Here is an 18032-nt window from a genome sequence, read left to right as displayed (position 1 = left end):
CTTAATTATGGGGGAAACACATGCTTTTACCTAAGTGTTTGCCGGATGAACTGCTACTAAGTCGTATGATTCGTTACATCACGATATCAGGCGATGATGTTACTGAACTACTTCGTATGATTTTTGGTTCAGATAGGAGCTCTATTCACCCATTTTTGACGTCAGGACTTAAACAGATAGCTAAGGCTAGTGGTGAAACGGCTGGAGATCTACTGATACAGCAAACTTTGGCCCCACTATTTTTTTTCTTCGTCCCCTTACATGCAGATCAACTTAAGAGATTCTTGCTGGTTAACCAAGCGGCCAGAGCTGTGCGAGAAAGTCAGCTACCTTCATTTGGGGCCGGAAACTCGCTTTGTTTAAAGTGGTGCTCACTCTGTGCTCAACAAGATTTGCTGAGGTACGGTGTCACATACTGGCATCGAAGCCATCAGATCCCGGGAGTTACAGCATGTTTTTTTCATCATTATTTACTTAATAGATACGAGCTAACACAGCGTCAAAGGGTCTTGGTGAGTTTGCTGCCGGGTCATAATGATTACTTGAGACCCGCATTGGAGAGTGAGGTTAAGGTTGCTAATGTTGGTTTCGAACTCCTTCAGTTTATTAGTCGCCAACAAGCATCACAAATAGATATAGCAATGGTTTATCGAACTCGTTTAGCTGAGTTGGGATATATCACCTATTCTGGTCGAGTTCGACGTAAAAGTTTGATGCGAGAGTTTGTTGCTGACGTTGGGCAGTATCGTACTGGCCTTGATACCCCATTCTTTCGCCATCCCAAAGATTATCGTTACATTACTCAGTTATTAGAGCAAAGATCCAGCCATCATCCGTTTCGGCACCTACTATTTACAAGTTGGCTATTTAATAGTGCCCAAGAGTTATTTGAGATCAATATTTCTCAGAAAATTACCCCACAAATAAATCGTTCTGTTGTCTTCAATACACGTAACAACTGTGAGCAAAATTGCTTAGTATTGCTACAACAGAAGCATTCATTATCCGAGGTTTATCGTGTCACTGGCAAGAGCCGCTGTTATTTGAAACGTCTTGCTCACATAAATAGGATCCTTCTACAGCTAAAGCCGAAAGTTCTAACTCCAATACTTACACAACGAATTATTCAATTGGCGTACGCTGGGATACATCGTAAAGTTATATCGGAACGATGTGGAATAGGTATTGGTTCTGTTGAACAGGTGATTTCTAGCCAACCTGATTTAGTCGAGTATCGAAAGAAGTGTCGTTGGGAGTCCAAGCGTCGTAGATATCGCGCTGATATAGCGCGGTATCGAAAACTTCATCCGATGGCCATTCGACAAGAAATAAAGTCTCGCTGTAATGCAGCTTTCTTTTGGCTTTATGGACAAGATAAAAACTGGCTAGAGAATAACTTACCTAAAGCACTCATGGCCCCTGGTCGATACAAAATAAAATCGGGTCATTAATACTTTATCTAAACTCAAAAGATATATTCTGGAAGGCATTTAGCTATATAGTAATAAAGGACAAATGGATATTATTACTTATAGAATTAGAGAGCTGGTTCCGCTCATTTCTTTGGGAAATGAATGTCCTAATTCTAAAATGTTAAATTAAAACACCACTAATGACTTTGAAAATAGTAAACTCTAGATTAGATGTGGGTTTTAAATAAGAAAGTAATTTCTGATGTTTTTTACATTTATCCATATATACCCATGATTTTTTAAAATATCCAACCCCACATGTTTCTATACTTTCTTTAATACATTCATGACAATAAAGAATAGGTATGCTAGACGAGTATACATTATGATAGGGATTGAAGAAAATATTTTCAATAGAGACATGACCCAGTTTTTCATGGTTTTCTATCAAGGGATTATCGATTTTGAATCCCGAAGAATATAATAATTTCTCTAGGTGTTTTTTAGGAAATATTTTGTAATAGGGGACTAATTTAGGGTGAGGTTTAGGTAAGCGTTTCCAACGCCCAGTAACGTGAGTAAGATTAGAAAGTTCTCGTAATCCATGTAATAACTGAGCTCGAAACATAAAACTATAGAGTGATTCATCATCTAATAACATAATATATACCTATATAACATTAGTGCTATTTTATGGCCAATATATCGCTAAATATAGATGTTGACGGAAAAAGTAGTTGTAAATTCACTTCGCACACTTACACCAATTTAGCCTCAACTTCTGTTCACTTTATGCCTTAAACTTACGGATGAGTTTATCTGGCATGAAGTAAATATCCCCTCTGGCTCTTGAGCAAGCTACATAGAGCTTGTTCCGTGTACTAGGAACAGCTTCGGTGAGTTTCTCCTCACGATATTGCTTCCAGATCTTATTTCCCATTACAATACAGACATCCTTGAAATGATCAAGTCCCTTACTAGCCCCCCCAATTCATTGAAAAACAATCATATTTATAATGTTCACTATAGAATAACTTCACAATATTATTATCTAAATATATTGTTTTAGCCTGTTCTTCTAACTCAACATTGATGATGTCGGTTGTTCTGCCATCTTGTGCATCTATATCAATTGAAAGATTTTTTTTTATAAAATCACAAACTGTCTTCGAGCAGCGCCAAGTTTGTCCAAGCGTTATTTTATCGACCGTGAGTCCCGCGGATTTGAACCTTTTCTCATACTTTGCAATGTCATCATGCAAGTTTTTATTCACATTGCCATCACGACTGGTATCGAAAGTATGCTGAAAGAAGTCACCAACAAACAGCACCCGCGTCTTAGCCGCACACAATGAGGTCAGCAGATTAAAATCATGTCCTGCAAAATCCTGAACCTCATCGACGTAAATATCGTCATAGTATCGTTCCATTCGATCGAGGACCTGCGGTATCACGTCAAATTGGTCTATAAGCTTTGCCAGACGGTTGTGATAAAGCCTGCCTTCACCATCGCGGTAATATTTAATATTCGTGCGGGGTAATTTCGAGGTGAAGTCTGGAGGTATCTTGAAATTAAGCCCACGAGTTTGCAATTGCAACTGCTTAAATGGCCTATAACAAAAGCCATGCAAAAACTCAAAGTAAGTCATTAAAGTTATGAAGACTGGCATATAGCCAAACTTTCGAATTATCTGAAAACGCAGGTGGGTATAATTATTGTCAGTATAAGTAATAATCAATGCTCGCCGGCCTTCTTCAAGCTGGCTTATTATCAGTGTGGTTTTTCCGGAACCAGCCACCGCAAAAATTACAGTCTTATCCATTTAACCGCCTCCCTAATATATTTAGGAGCTGTCAGTTCGGCTGCTTTCTTGTTGAGCAATTCGAAAGCTGCTTCAGCTTTATTGCTCAGCATGTACTCCTGTACTGTAAGTGTTTTCCTGCCCGCAGCGAAAAGCTCTTCACATATCGCTTGATTATCTAGGTAAAGACATATTTCAAATGTACTGCGGCTATTATCGTCATCAGTAAAAATCTTCGCATCATCTCCGATATATTCTTGATAATTAAGAACACAATTTTTTTCGTGATTACTATCATTGTCACGAATTGCAGCCACACGGATACCCAGCAATTTCGCAAGTTCAAGGTAGCGTTTAAAACTTGTTCCGCCGATAGAGATGATATGTACACCATCATTTTCAGGTGAGATTCCTCCTGAAAGCGTACTATAAAGCGCTTCAAGCAAGATAAATTCAGCATCCCCCTCAACCAAAATTACCTTTTTTGATAGAGCAAACTCAAGAATATTATTATCTGGGGCCTTCATGAAAAAGTCAGCGGTTTCTGGAGAAAGCCCTTTTAAATTCAATACAGAACGATCAGGTCCAAGCATTAATGCATGCCGCAAATCTAATCTAGAGCAGATATGGCTACTGTGCGTGGCAATGAAAAGCTGAGTATTATCCGCCCCCGATAATTCCTTAACCAGTTTTTTCATATTATTGAAACTTAGGTGATTCTCTGGTTCTTCAAGTAGCATCACATCTAAATCACCTTTGGATTTTTGCTTGCCAAGAGCAAATTCTGTTTTGATGAAGCACTGCTGGCCTTTACCTCTGTTCAGAAGGGATATTCCTCCTTGTGTGAGATCAAGGTCAGTTTCCAGATTTGAGTCTGATGTCGTTCTCAGATCAAACTGATAAGGACCAATCGCCTCGTTTATTGTAGTAAGATGCTCTTCTCGAAATTTTTTTTCCCCTGACGATAGCCGTTTTCTAGTTTGTACCGCTCCGCAACAGGGACTCGCAGATTGAAAACGGTGCGGATATATTCACGAACCGCGTAACTGCTGTCGATACGAGAGTTATCAAGCATGAGGTGCCTTATATAGCGCTTAAAACTCGCGTAAGGCGCTCCTGAAAATGTATAAAATTTCACCGCATAATATTCGTAAGGGAAGTTCTCTTGGTTTTGCCCTAGCAGAGCGTTGATATCTTCTCCATATTCCTGAATTAACGGTTCTACAATCATCCTTAGACCATCGGCGAGACGATGTTTGGCATTTTGATTGCCGTTGAGTTCCTGATTTTCGCCTTCTTCCAGGAATACATCGACTGTAATATATGGAAGTAATTCAGGACTTCTATCGCCTTGTTGAAACTTCTTAACAGCGGCAAGAGATAGCAGAGATTCCACACCCAAAGATTCGACACGGTTTCGGCTGGCACTCATCGCCAAATCCATAGCCAAAAGAACGCTGCTTTTACCTGCTTCATTATCACCGATTAGTACATTCATGTCGGTCTCAAAATCCAGAGTCAGAGATTCAAATTTTTTAAAATTGGCCAAGACCAATCTACTTACTCTGGGCATTTTCTTACCTCATATTTTACGCAGTCACGGTTTTGACCATTGAAAACATCAAAATAGGCCTGTATTCCAAGCCTATTGCATTTGACTGATTAACTCGGCATCAACGATAGTACTGCCGTCTTCTTCTAGAGTTGTGTTTCCAGTTTCTGGCTATATGATAAACATCAGATGGGTAATCATCCCATGGGTTTGCAAGTTGCTTTCCACGCGCAGCTCTCAGTTTTAGTGGATACCCTTTATATTCAATAGAATGCAAGTAGTAATGACTCTTTTCCTGCCGAGTGCTAAAACGTTTATATAACCAGTTCCTAAGTAGAGGATAATGAACCCAACTACGACGAACTCCTGAGAACTCCTCTGAGTATTTGTACTGCTGTTTCAGTTTTTTCATAACACTTCCAGGTTAATTGACGATACCTAGAAGTGGTCCTCTGCATAATAGTTCATATTATCCCCGAAAAAAGCCAATCACAGATATTCCAGCTTACAAATTCGGTTTGTTTTTGTACACCACTACAGAATAATATGGCCCCATTCTCGGTCGCAATATATTACTCAATATCGTTTTCCTCTGGTTTTCATCATGCCATCGTAAATACGATTACTTCCACACAGATCAACTAGGCTCTTCTTTTGGGCTTGTTGCAAAAAATGGAATTGTCATGAAAACTGAGGCTATTCATTCCTTCTTCAGTAACCCCACATGACCCCTAACGATTTCAAATGGAAACATTTTGCTCCCGAGATCATCCTGTGGTGCTTATGGTGCTACGGTTCAACACCGATGAGTTATGCCAATGTCAGCGATATGCTGGCAGAGCGTGGGATTTCCGTTCATCGCTCTACTATTTACCGTTGGTTTATTGAATATGTACCACTACTCCGTAAGAAGTTGAACCGATATCAATTCACTTACACCGACTCCTCATGGCAACTCGATGAAACCTATATCAAAGTCAATGGAAAATGGTTTTATCTCTATCGCGCTATCACTCGTTTAATCAACGAAGGAAAGCTGCGGGATGATGCTAAACAAGGCAGGTTAAATACCTGAACAACCGGATCGAGTCTGACCATGCCCCCCATCAAAAAATTAGTGAAAGCAGCCGGCAGTTTCAAAAGACCAAATCGAGCCTCGTCACGCTATAATGTAGGAAATATCCTATAGTAAAGTATGGTAAGTCTTATTGCGTATTAATTGCATTCACAATACAGTTCGGTCCAAATATCTCAGACACTTAATCGGACGTAATAAATGCATAATTTCTATTGGACGAAATCATTCAAAACACCCTCGGGACGTAAGTTTGCAGCCGCATGCGCACAGCAGCGAACGTTCAGGGTTATCGCTTGGGTGAATATTCTGTTCCAATTACTGTTTCCTTTAAGTTTATCCTTCACTCCTGCCATTGCTGCCGTTCCAATATCAAAGGCAACCTTAGTCAATATCCCTACCGAATCTTATATTCTTACTGCTGGCGAAAATGTAAACATTGTAGCTAAAAGAAACGGTATGACTGTCGATGAACTTAAAAGAATCAATATATACCGAACTTTCTCCAAACCCTTTAATAAATTAGCCTCCGGGGATGAAATAGATATACCCCGCAAAACATCACCGTTCTCCATTGATAATCAAAAAAATAAAAACGCTGATATTCCTCTGGAGAATAAACTGGCAGGTTATGCTCAAACCGGCGCCGCGGCATTATCTACCGGTAATGCCGCCAAATCCGGCGAGCGCATGGCGCGCTCGGTTGCCAACAATGAATTCAACAGCCAGGCCCAACAATGGCTGAGTCAGTTCGGTACCGCTCGCGTACAAATGAATCTGAATGACGACTTTAAGCTCGATGGCAGTGCCGTCGATGTATTGCTCCCACTCTATGATAATCAAAAATCGATATTATTCACGCAATTGGGTGCCCGTAATCAAGACAGCCGCAATACCGTCAATATCGGAGCTGGAGTGCGTACATTCCAAAATAACTGGATGTACGGTGCCAACACCTTCTTTGATAACGATATGACGGGCAAAAACCGCAGGGTCGGTATCGGAGCTGAAGCCTGGGCCGATTATCTCAAGCTGTCTGCCAACAGTTATTTCGGCACCACCGACTGGCACCAGTCGCGTGATTTTGCCGACTACAATGAACGTCCGGCCAACGGCTACGATGTTCGAGCTGAAGCTTATCTACCTACTTATCCGCAACTGGGCGGTAAGTTGATGTATGAAAAATACCGCGGAGATGAAGTGGCTTTGTTCGGTAAAGATAATCGCCAAAAGAACCCGTATGCGGTAACGGCCGGGGTGAATTATACGCCCATCCCGTTATTAACCGTAGCAACAGAACATCGGGCCGGTAAAGGCGGCAAGAATGACAGTAGTATCAACTTCCAGTTGAACTACCGATTGGGTGAGTCTTGGCAGTCTCATCTCAGTCCCTCTGCAGTAGCCTCGAGCCGGACACTGGCGGGCAGTCGCTACGACTTAGTTGAACGTAATAACAATATTGTGCTCGACTATCAGAAGCAGGCGCTGATGCAGTTGACTCTTCCCGATGCAGTGACAGGAGAAGCGTTGTCCAGGGCAATAGTCAATGCGCAGGTAGTGTCGAAATACGGGCTGGAAAGAGTTGACTGGGACAGCGCGGGGCTAATCGCAGCAGGTGGAAGCGTGACGCAAGTATCGCCTCAGACTATATCCATCACATTGCCGCCTTATCAATCAACACGAAGCAGCAATACTCATACCCTGAGTGCGGTGGCTCATGACCAGCAAGGCAATGCATCCCCTCGGGCAACGATGCAGATTGTGGTTATACCGAGCACCGCTCAAATTACGGCAGCCAACCTGACGGTCGTGAGAGATAACGCTAGCGCTAATGGTACAGAGACCAATGAGGTCAAGGCCATTGTTACGGATGCGGGCAATAACCCGCTATCAGGTCATGTGGTAAGTTTCGAGGCTGACAATGGGGCGGTGGTGACCACCGTGATTGGCACCACCGGGGCCGATGGGGTAGCTACGGCGACAGTGACCAACATGACTGCGGGTACTACCACAGTGAAGGCCACGGTGAACGGCGTAAGCCAAAGTGTGCCGACCACGTTTGAACCGGACGACAGCACCGCTCAAATTACGGCAGCCAACCTGACGGTCGTGAGAGATAACGCTAGCGCTAATGGCACAGAGACCAATGAGGTTAAAGCCATGGTGACCGATGCAGGTAATAATCCGCTCTCAGGTCACGTGGTAAGTTTCGAGGCTGACAATGGGGCGGTGGTGACCACCGTGATTGGCACCACCGGGGCCGATGGGGTAGCTACGGCGACAGTGACCAACATGACTGCGGGTACTACCACAGTGAAGGCCACGGTGAACGGCGTAAGCCAAAGTGTGCCGACCACGTTTGAACCGGACGACAGCACCGCTCAAATTACGGCAGCCAACCTGACGGTCGTGAGAGATAACGCTAGCGCTAATGGTACAGAGACCAATGAGGTCAAGGCCATTGTTACGGATGCGGGCAATAACCCGCTATCAGGTCATGTGGTAAGTTTCGAGGCTGACAATGGGGCTACGGTGGTCACGGCCATTAGTACCACGGGGGCTGACGGGATAGCCACGACAACAGTGACGAATATGACTGCGGGTACTACCACAGTGAAGGCCACGGTGAACGGCGTAAGCCAAAGTGTGCCGACCACGTTTGAACCGGACGACAGCACCGCTCAAATTACGGCAGCCAACCTGACGGTCGTGAGAGATAACGCTAGCGCTAATGGCACAGAGACCAATGAGGTCAAGGCCATTGTTACGGATGCGGGCAATAACCCGCTATCAGGTCATGTGGTAAGTTTCGAGGCTGACAATGGGGCTACGGTGGTCACGGCCATTAGTACCACGGGGGCTGACGGGATAGCCACGACAACAGTGACGAATATGACTGCGGGTACTACCACAGTGAAGGCCACGGTGAACGGCGTAAGCCAAAGTGTGCCGACCACGTTTGAACCGGACGACAGCACCGCTCAAATTACGGCAGCCAACCTGACGGTCGTGAGAGATAACGCTAGCGCTAATGGTACAGAGACCAATGAGGTCAAGGCCATTGTTACGGATGCGGGCAATAACCCGCTATCAGGTCATGTGGTAAGTTTCGAGGCTGACAATGGGGCTACGGTGGTCACGGCCATTAGTACCACGGGGGCTGACGGGATAGCCACGACAACAGTGACGAATATGACTGCGGGTACTACCACAGTGAAGGCCACGGTGAACGGCGTAAGCCAAAGTGTGCCGACCACGTTTGAACCGGACGACAGCACCGCTCAAATTACGGCAGCCAACCTGACGGTCGTGAGAGATAACGCTAGCGCTAATGGCACAGAGACCAATGAGGTCAAGGCCATTGTTACGGATGCGGGCAATAACCCGCTATCAGGTCATGTGGTAAGTTTCGAGGCTGACAATGGGGCTACGGTGGTCACGGCCATTAGTACCACGGGGGCTGACGGGATAGCCACGACAACAGTGACGAATATGACTGCGGGTACTACCACAGTGAAGGCCACGGTGAACGGCATAAGCCAAACAAAAGACATCAATTTTAGCCAAATTTTTAATATTAGTATCGAAACGACAAAGGATAATGCAATTTCAGGAGAAGAGAGCAATACGGTCAAAGCCACTGTTTTAGGCCCAGACGGCAACGGAGTTGCCAATGTCATGGTTGACTTTACCGCTTCATCTGACATTACACTAACACCGGCCAGCGGTATGACTAATTCAAGCGGAGAGATATTTTCTTCAGTAACTAAAAGCGGTTCTACTGGCGGCAAAACTACGATAACAGCCACTATTTCAGGACTCGCAGCAAATGACTCATTACTCGTTAATTTCTTAACATTACGCGAAGTGAATAGTGTCGTCGCGCCAGGTAGTTATGTTTTTACCTTTAATAAAGGGTTCCCAACGACCGGATATTCAAATGCTAAATTCCAAATAAACGCCAGTGGGAATATAACATCTAATACAAACTATGATTGGACATCAAACGAAACCATCTCTACGAGTGTTGATAATGAAGGCAATGTTACTTTAATAGATAGTAATGTTCGTAATAAGCTGGTCAAAATAACAGCGAGAGATAACATAAATGCTTATCGTTATGAGTTTAAGGTTACTAGCTGGTTTATCTCGGGAAGTTATCGAAAATTCTCTGATGCTGAAAATTACTGTTCGACTAACGGAATGGTAATACCTTCACGGGATCAATTGACTCAAGGTACTAATATACGTGGAATTGGTTCGTTATGGTCAGAATGGCAGAAGCCAACCAGTTGGGCTTCTGGTGACGCCAATACTGCGTATTGGAGTAATACTCAGCCTTCGACAATGCCGGGTTATCGATATATGGTAAATATAGTGACCGGAGACGGTACTGTGCCCAAAGTAAGTGATGGTGCTAATTTGGAGTATGTACCATGTGTCCAGAATTAGGTTCATTCTGGTAAAGTAGTTTTGTCGCATGTATTGACGTCGGTGAGTTAGCAAAAGTTGACTGCCTGTTTTAGGCAGTCAACAGATGAAAGCACTCTTATCAGAGTTGCAAAAGAATATCTTGATAATATTGGCTGCGCTGGACGAACGGAAGCCTGGCTATGGACAGCGCTTTACCTGTCAGTGCAGAGTCCGGGAAAAATGACATCGCCCAGCCAACTGGTTTACGGGAAAACAGATCAAGCACAACGGCTAAATAAGCCCAGCGTTTACCCGCCCAGAGTAGAGTAAGAGGCAGGGCGTAGTCGGACTATTTCCCTGCCTCTCCTCTCCGAACCGGACGTGCACCTTTCAGCGCATCCGGCTCTCCATTTAAACGCTGGCGAGCGCCATTGCCACTTCCTGGTAACGTGATGTGTATGTGTTTCTGGCTTCCGTCCTCAGATAGGGATTACCTTCAGGCAGACGCCAGCGGAACAGCTTCTTGCCTTGCCCTACCAGCCGGTACAGGATTTCACCGCTGAGCTTGCCGTGGTTGGTTTTACCAAATAAAACCCACGTTTTGCTCTGTCCCGGTTTCGGTGATTTGCACCACCTCCTCATCAGGGAGGCGATACCTGTACGGTATTTGCGGGCCAGCCAGTGAGCCAGTTTCCAGAACACGACACGATCGATATAACTGAACACGTTGGCTTTAAAATCAACGAACTGATAGAACGCAGCCCAGCCTTTTAGTTTCCGGTTAAGTTGTTCAGCCATATCGACTTTGCTTTCACTGTAATTGCCTGATAACAGTGCCGTCAGCGATGCGGCGAAGTTTCTGGCTTTCTCCTTCGGGATTGTCGATACCACACGCATATCGCCGTAACGACTGCGTTTGCGAATGATCCGATGACCCAGAAAGATAAAACCGTCATTGACATGGGTGATCCTGGTCTTGTCCATGTTCAGCCTGAGTTTAAGACTGTCTTCAAGCACGTCCCGACACTCTTCCCTGATAGCTTCCGCCTGTGCTTTGGTGCCTTTGACAATGAGTACAAAGTCATCAGCATAGCGGCAATAAGCAACGGCGGGTTTCCATTCCCAGTTTTCCCTGACTGCGGTACTTCGGCCCCGCTGGATACTGTTATTCCAGTACCATCGATCCTTTCTGGCTTTCCCGCTCAGGTAGCGTGTATGCAGGCGCCAAGGTTATAATTTGATTGAGTTATTTCTTTCAACAGTTGAAAAGCGCATTGAGTTTGTTTTATCTAACCTTTAGTTTCATTTTTCTGTACGCCCTTTTTTAGCCTTAGTAAGTTGCACGGGATATAGCTGTTTTTCTGATACCCATTTAAAAGGTTTTCCTTGGCGAATCAGCACCAGGAAGTAGACGTATGAGGCTTATCTGATGTCAGAAGTTGTCTATCCCATATCGAGAACTTATCTTTGAGCTTCTCTGGTGTCTAAAATTTTAGAGTTGCAGTAATTGTGGGCCCGTGAAGATGGAATGCAGGTCAGCCCCATAAAATGCAGGTTCATTTGCAGATATTGTGGGTATGTATCTACCGATAGTTGCAGTTAATGTGAGCCGGAAAACGCGATAACTGCAGATTTTTCCATTTATAAATGCAGGCTGTTACAGGTAGCGAAAGCGGCAGCAGTGTTCTTCAAGCCTGCTTTTTTTGAAAATCCGAGAAAATAATAACTCAAAATTTCCCAACCACTCGATTAGTGTACAAACTTTAATATCCCGAATCGGACTTATGTACAAACTTTATTTTTCCAACACACTTGTGCAGATAGCTGATTTTTAAGCCCCGTCAGTCATTAACCCCAAGCTTATTGCAGCTTGGGGTTTTTATTTCCTGATGTGGCGTTATTTAGCTTGTGCTTCCAGAGTGAAACTTTCTTGGGCGACGGCTATTTCTTTAACTATCACCGTTTCGCTACCCATTCTTGCCGTCCCGCGGCAGCCCTCACCATAATGTTCCCCCTCCCAGCGCCCGACGAGTGCTGCGCCAACCGCGTTACTCATCACGTTAGTGGCTGAACGGCCCATATCGAGGAAAGGATCCACGCCCATTAATAGAATCAAGCCGGCTTCCGGGATATTAAATTGGCTGAGAGTGGCGGCGATGACCACTAATGATGCACGCGGCACACCCGCCATACCTTTAGAGGTCAGCATCAGAATTAATAACATGGTAATTTGCTCGCCCATGCTCAGATGAATATTACATGCCTGGGCAATAAATATGACGGCAAATGAGCAATATGCCATTGAGCCAACCAAGTTGAAGGAGTAGCCAATAGGCAGAACAAAACTGGCAATTTTGTTAGAAACCCCAAACTCTTCCAGCTTCTCTAATGTGCCGGGAAAGGCGGCTTCAGAACTTGAGGTGGTAAATGCTAATAGAGCCGGTTCGCTGATACCTTTTATTAAGCGAAGAGTACAGCGGCCAATCAAAAGAATTGAGCAACCAATTAAAATAAGCCACAGCAAGCCGAGGGTCAGATAAAATTCACCCATAAAAATACCGGCACTGACCAAAACACCTAATCCCCGCTCAGAAATCATTGCGGATATCGCAGCGAATACAGTCAATGGGGCAAATAGCATGACATAGCCCGTGAGTTTCAACATTAAATGTGCGAGCGAATCTAATACGGAAACAATAGGTTGTGCTTTTTCGCCGATGGCGGAAAGGCTAACTCCCATGAAGATGGAGAAGACGACAATTTGCAGTATTTCATTGCGTGCCATCGCATCAACAATGCTGGTTGGAATAGCATGCGAAATAAAGACTTTAGCGGAGAATGGAACAGGTTCGATACCGTCAACGGCATGGGCTGCGGCGGCGACGAAATTAATGCCATCACCCGGTCTTAGCAGGTTAACCACCACTAAACCGAGCAGAATGGAAATGAATGCTGCGCAAATAAACAGGAACAGCGTTTTTGAAAAAACGCGCCCTAATGTTTTGGCATCACCCATTTTTGCAATTCCAACCACTAATGTTGAGATGATTAATGGCGCAATGATCATTTTGATCAATCGGAGGAATATATCGGTAAAAATAGATATTTCAGATGCGTACGATTTTGCAAAATCAGGGCTGCTAAAGGAATTTATTAAAAACCCAACAATAATACCGATTATCAGACCCAATATGATCATTGTGGTCAAATTTTTTGATTTCATAATGATTCCATTTATAAGTAGGGTGGTATTGTTTTTCTAAAGTCATTTAATAATGCTACTGATATTGTGTTGATCTCTATTTTGAAAACGGTGCAGGGCGAAGCACATCGCGCAGCACCATGCACCGGATGACTTGAGTGTTTATGTATGACTAATACCAATAATGAAAAACTAAATATTGAACTCGAGCTTCAATAATGGCGCATGTTGTTGAGCACCATAAACGTCCGTATCTCCTACCGCGCCAGACACCAGACTGCGCGGCATGACTACTTTGACGGCGTTTGCCGGGTCAAACCAAACAATACGATGTACAAGGTCAGGTTCAATTTTATAAAGCTTGGCTATTAGCTCTCTTTTAAATTGGCCGGACTGTTTAATGGATGAATATATATTTTTATCCTTAAATAAAATATCCAGCACTAATTCATATGGCCCAGCATTTTTTGACCTGACGACATGAGCTAAGTCTAAAATTGATATTTTCATGCCATCACTCCTTCGGCAGTGACATTCTCCAGCTGGAACTTAAAGGCAATTTCTGGTGTGTATTCCATTAAGTGGTAAATGGAGAACTCATAAACCAGACCTGCCCTAATATCTGATGGCGAGAATGGGAAAGCTAAATTACCTGCGGTTGCAATGCGGCCAGCATAACCATAATGAAGTAGGGTCGAGCGGGCCAGTGAGCAAATACTGTCGGCGGTCGCTTGAGATGGCGCGACGACATCAAGCAAAATACCCAATTCGTAGGATGTGGTATTCGGCTCCGGCTCCATTTTCCCCATCACGCCATTTTTGCCATACAGATGAAAATTAAGTTTTACTGCGTCTGGTTCGATACTCAGGTTTTTTTCCACACTTTTACGCACTTCAAGCAAGATATTATCGATGTCGGCAATCATAATCGAGTCACGAGTTCCTGCAATACTCAGTGTGCGGTAACCCACCGGGCGCGCCCCTTCCAGCTTCACGGTGTAGGGCGTGTGCTCATGCACCGAACCGCTGACACGAACTTGGCCATTCCCCACATCTTTAAAGCTGCATGCTTTCAGATTCAATGCGCCACCAGGGCCGGGCAAAAAGTAAGGGTCTGATTTTTCATACAATGTATGTGCAGCGGCGGAGGTTTCTGTGAACTGCCGATTTTTGTTGAAGGTTTTCAACGTAAAACCGGTTTCATCCAGAATACCCATTGCACAATCAGAACCTGAGCCTGGGGTTGCGGCAATGGCGGCGCACTCCAGAATTTTGCCGCAATGTAACGCCAGACCTTCGTCGAACCCCAGCATGATAGGTAATGCGGCAAAGCAGGCCGGGTCATATGCGCGGCCGCCTAACACCACTTGCGCGCCAGCTTGTAATGCCTCCTGAAAGGGCTCAATACCCATCTGCGCAACAATATAAGTTGTGGCATCAATAGCTTCATGGGTCAGTTCAGGGACAAAATCCAGGGCCTGAATTTTGCCTGCATCAAGGGCCGCGTGAACCACCTCTTTACTGATGTCTGCAGGAATAACCGCTAGGGTAAAGTTGAGAGATTCTTCCGCGGCAATCTCTAAAATTATCTGGCGACACCATGCCAGATGCGGCGCTGCCCCTGAGCCGCCCGCAGTGCCAATCACCACGGGAATGCCATTCTTCACGCCCGCGGTTATCATATAACGCAGGTCCCGCTTGACTCCCGCCCGATCGGTAAATGGTTTCCCAGAACCCAGATAGTGGGGACCGGGATCGGAAGAACCCGCATCCACGGCGATTAAATCCGGTGATTCCGCCATCGCCCTCATAAAACTTTCTTCTGGAAATCCATATCCCAGAATGGCGGTTGGCGACAGAATTTTAAAAGTTTTAGACATATCAGTTAACCTTTGCATTCAGTTGCGCGATGGTGCGAGTCATCTCGTTAAACACAATGTTCATCCCCTCATCAAAACCCATACCTGGTTTTATCAGCATGCGCATGGGGCGGGAGGCGATAGCAACATGTACACAAGTGCGGGCGCTGATATCGGTTTCGTTACAAGTCCCCCCTTGATACGCTTCCATGCCTTTTTTATTGCAGTACAGAACAGCATCAACAATGTTATGAATGCTGCCCAGATCCGGGGTTTTGATCTGTACCATGTGGCAGCTGCCTGCATCAGTAAAGTCGATGATGTCTTGGTAGGTATTGCACCATTCATCGGCCACGATTTTGACGCGAGAACCCAGCTGTTGCAGATGACGGGTGATGTCCGTCAATAAGCGAATTTGGTCTGGTTTATTGCCAGCATCCACCGGCCCTTCGATATATAAATTCAGGTCACCGGCCTGTTCTTGCAAGCTGGCGATGTACTCTGCACACAATATCGGGTCCATGTCGAAAATCAGGCCAATAGTGCCGTAGACATCAATATGTAAATCGGGTTTGTAGTTAGGATCGACGCGCAACTCACTAATTCGTTTAGCTAACCAACTCACATACTCACGCAGTTTTTCGCCATTGCGGCCCAGTTTTTCATCAACATTATTGATAAGGCCATGTGGCAGAACATCGACACCTTTCAGAATCATTTTATCTACCGCGATATAACGGTCATCGCCACTTTGTCCAAACAGAGGGATCGGCTTGGCCACCAACGGCAGATGCCACTCATCGCACACCACTTCCGCCTTTAAACGGCCCGTTGCTAATGCCGTTGCATCCAGCAATGCTTGGGAAAGACCATAACGGATTGCGGTATGCAGCGGTTTGCCATTGATTGTCACTTCATCAAAGAAGCATGCGTTCAGACGAAATTCACTGATATCGCGCCCTTCCAGCAAGGGTTTGATATGTTTTTCCAGAAAAGGCACGAAATTGGCGGCGATAAATAAAGGATCTCGGCCACCGGCACCAGAGTATTGCACGGCGGCACAGTCGCCCACCGCAACCGCGCCATTTTCTAAGACTAATTGGATATTGACGCATTCACCCGCCTGACGAATGGCGCTAAACCCCTCAGTGACAGGTTTACCTTGATAGATAAATCCATCCAACTTTGCGCCATTTTTGATTGCCTGCTGGTCATCGAAGTAGAAAGAGGAATTACCTGCGGTGAACAGCGCGTGTTTGATTTTCATTATGGTCTTCCTATTAATTTGCTGTGGGATACGGCGTTAATATCGTCAATAATCATTTGGAATGAAGGTGTGCGGCCCTCTTCTTTAGCCCGTTCAGCGACAAAATCATGGTGAAGAGCCAGCACATCTTTAGGCAGAGGGACGCTACCTGGATCGAACACGCGAATGGCCCCGTGGTTATCACGAATGGGCATCATTTTGCCGGAGTTGCAGGTGGCTGGAGCAAAAGGCACATCAAGCACGCCGGCTTCAAAGGCACGCACAGTCCCTATCGCCAAATCGCCTTGGCCCAGTTCCAGCACTTTATCCATGACGGCGCGAACTTCGCGTTTAATCAGCGCCACTTCAAGGTCGACCTCTGCACAAGGCGGAAATTTTTGGTCGCGAACCATGTTTAGCATCTGGTTTGATGCCCTCAGCCCTTGGCCATTCGCCTCAGCGGTAGGAATGCCATAGGCTTCATGTGGACTTTTGGTGATCACTTTGGTGGCACCGGCCATTCCAGCGACTGCGGCCCCCCAAGAGATAACTGCAAAGGCACGAGATTCATCTTCCGGGAACCCGCCCATCCATTGATGGAACACGGTGCTGAGTTCGTAATTTTCATGACCGTTAGCACGGAAATACTCATGTGCCAGCTCACGTAGGGACTGGATTGCCGCAATATCTTGCACAATGTTACCCACTTGGCCGTAACCCACAGTGACGGATTTCACCCCTTGCTCCAGTGCCAATAGCCCTTCAATGATGGCGACGGCATGGGAGACAAACGGCGGAATTAAGGTTCCGGTCAGTGGGCCAAATGGCTCGCGATTAATACGAATACCGTGCTCTTCATAGACGCCTATCAAGCGGTCGCAGTACTGCCAGTCACGAATGGATTTCTCCAGTGTCACGCGTTTTGCATAAGGGATGTTGTAAGAGATGCCGCCGCCTTCGTAGCTGGTAAATCCGCTAGCCATGGCGATTTCAGCCAGTAGGCGCGCATCCGGAGTGCCGTGGCGAATTTGGAGTGGTTTAGATAAGGATTCGGTGATGCGACGACAGGCTTTTACGCCATGATTGACCACCGGTAATCCGTTGAGTTTGGAGGTGCCTGCTTCAATAGATTTTTGAATGCCAACAGCCGCTTCTTCATAGCGATTAAGACGGGTATAAGCATCAATCGTCGTCGGTAACAAATCACAATCTTTTTGCAGTGTTTTCAGTAGCTCAATATGTTCTTCGATTAACGCCACCCCTGCACGAGGTTGGCTTAGCGTGATGCCTTTACGGTCAGCTTCAAACAAGGCTCTGGCAAAGTTCTTCGACTCAGGAATCGTTTGCTGATACTTCACACCATCTGCAAAATTTTCAACATCTTTGCCGGTGTGCCAAGTTTTCAACACGTGAAAGCGTTCGGACATAAAATCGTCTAAAGAAATCTTTTTATTGCGAAGTTCCATCATGA

The 18032-nt window shown here is 45.3% G+C and carries 9 protein-coding genes and 4 pseudogenes; 3 read left to right on the top strand and 10 right to left on the bottom strand.

Annotated features, from left to right (window positions below):
- Positions 1–20: 20 nt before the first annotated feature.
- Positions 21–1451, top strand: a complete 1431-nt coding sequence (locus tag D5F51_RS21270; RefSeq protein ID WP_050076677.1) for a TnsD family Tn7-like transposition protein — start codon at positions 21–23, stop codon at positions 1449–1451.
- 142 nt (positions 1452–1593) lie between these two features.
- Here D5F51_RS21270 and D5F51_RS21265 read toward each other — a convergent pair whose 3' ends face one another.
- The 3 genes and pseudogenes from D5F51_RS21265 to D5F51_RS21255 all read right to left on the bottom strand — a co-directional run bounded on the left by D5F51_RS21265 (position 1594) and on the right by D5F51_RS21255 (position 4787).
- Positions 1594–2073 carry a hypothetical protein gene (locus D5F51_RS21265; protein ID WP_129198925.1) on the bottom strand — a complete coding sequence of 160 codons (480 nt, stop codon included), beginning with the start codon at positions 2071–2073 and terminating at the stop codon, positions 1594–1596.
- 316 nt (positions 2074–2389) lie between these two features.
- Positions 2390–3235 (bottom strand): DEAD/DEAH box helicase, encoded by an 846-nt coding sequence (locus tag D5F51_RS21260; RefSeq protein ID WP_315851184.1) that lies wholly within the window; start codon positions 3233–3235, stop codon positions 2390–2392.
- Positions 3220–4787 (bottom strand): annotated as a pseudogene (locus D5F51_RS21255) (ATP-dependent nuclease). Before D5F51_RS21255 ends, D5F51_RS21260 begins: the two are co-directional and overlap by 16 nt.
- Positions 4788–5490: 703 nt before the next feature.
- Between D5F51_RS21255 and D5F51_RS21245 the strand changes: the two are divergent.
- Together D5F51_RS21245 and yrIlm are read left to right on the top strand one after the other, a co-directional pair.
- Positions 5491–5928, top strand: a pseudogene (locus D5F51_RS21245) (IS6 family transposase); the annotation flags it as partial.
- Between the two features lie 114 nt (positions 5929–6042).
- Positions 6043–10293 (top strand): YrIlm family inverse autotransporter adhesin, encoded by a 4251-nt coding sequence (gene yrIlm / locus D5F51_RS21240; RefSeq protein ID WP_129198923.1) that lies wholly within the window; start codon positions 6043–6045, stop codon positions 10291–10293.
- 157 nt (positions 10294–10450) lie between these two features.
- Here yrIlm and D5F51_RS21235 read toward each other — a convergent pair.
- From D5F51_RS21235 to D5F51_RS21205, 7 genes and pseudogenes are all read right to left on the bottom strand, one after another.
- Positions 10451–10585 (bottom strand): annotated as a pseudogene (locus tag D5F51_RS21235) (IS3 family transposase); the annotation flags it as partial.
- A gap of 80 nt (positions 10586–10665) precedes the next feature.
- Positions 10666–11475, bottom strand: a pseudogene (locus D5F51_RS21230) (group II intron maturase-specific domain-containing protein); the annotation flags it as partial.
- Positions 11476–12151: 676 nt separating this feature from the next.
- Positions 12152–13477: a dicarboxylate/amino acid:cation symporter gene (locus D5F51_RS21225; protein ID WP_129198919.1), complete on the bottom strand. Its 1326-nt coding sequence runs from the start codon at positions 13475–13477 to the stop codon at positions 12152–12154.
- 171 nt (positions 13478–13648) lie between these two features.
- Positions 13649–13966: a DUF4387 domain-containing protein gene (locus tag D5F51_RS21220; RefSeq protein ID WP_025376557.1), complete on the bottom strand. Its 318-nt coding sequence runs from the start codon at positions 13964–13966 to the stop codon at positions 13649–13651.
- A complete protein-coding gene (locus D5F51_RS21215; protein ID WP_129198917.1) occupies positions 13963–15336 on the bottom strand; it encodes an acyclic terpene utilization AtuA family protein in 1374 nt (457 codons plus the stop codon). Before D5F51_RS21215 ends, D5F51_RS21220 begins: the two co-directional genes overlap by 4 nt.
- 1 nt (position 15337) lies before the next feature.
- Entirely contained in the window at positions 15338–16582 is a 1245-nt protein-coding gene (locus D5F51_RS21210; protein ID WP_087768586.1) for a methylaspartate ammonia-lyase, read from the bottom strand.
- A complete protein-coding gene (locus tag D5F51_RS21205) occupies positions 16582–18027 on the bottom strand; it encodes a methylaspartate mutase subunit E (protein ID WP_129199538.1) in 1446 nt (481 codons plus the stop codon). Before D5F51_RS21205 ends, D5F51_RS21210 begins: the two co-directional genes overlap by 1 nt.
- Between the last annotated feature and the right edge of the window lie 5 nt (positions 18028–18032).

Origin of the sequence: Yersinia hibernica (genome assembly GCF_004124235.1) — a bacterium.
Lineage (GTDB): Bacteria > Pseudomonadota > Gammaproteobacteria > Enterobacterales > Enterobacteriaceae > Yersinia > Yersinia hibernica.
Note: the sequence above shows the minus strand (reverse complement) of the source record. Positions and strands in the feature narration are given on the sequence as shown.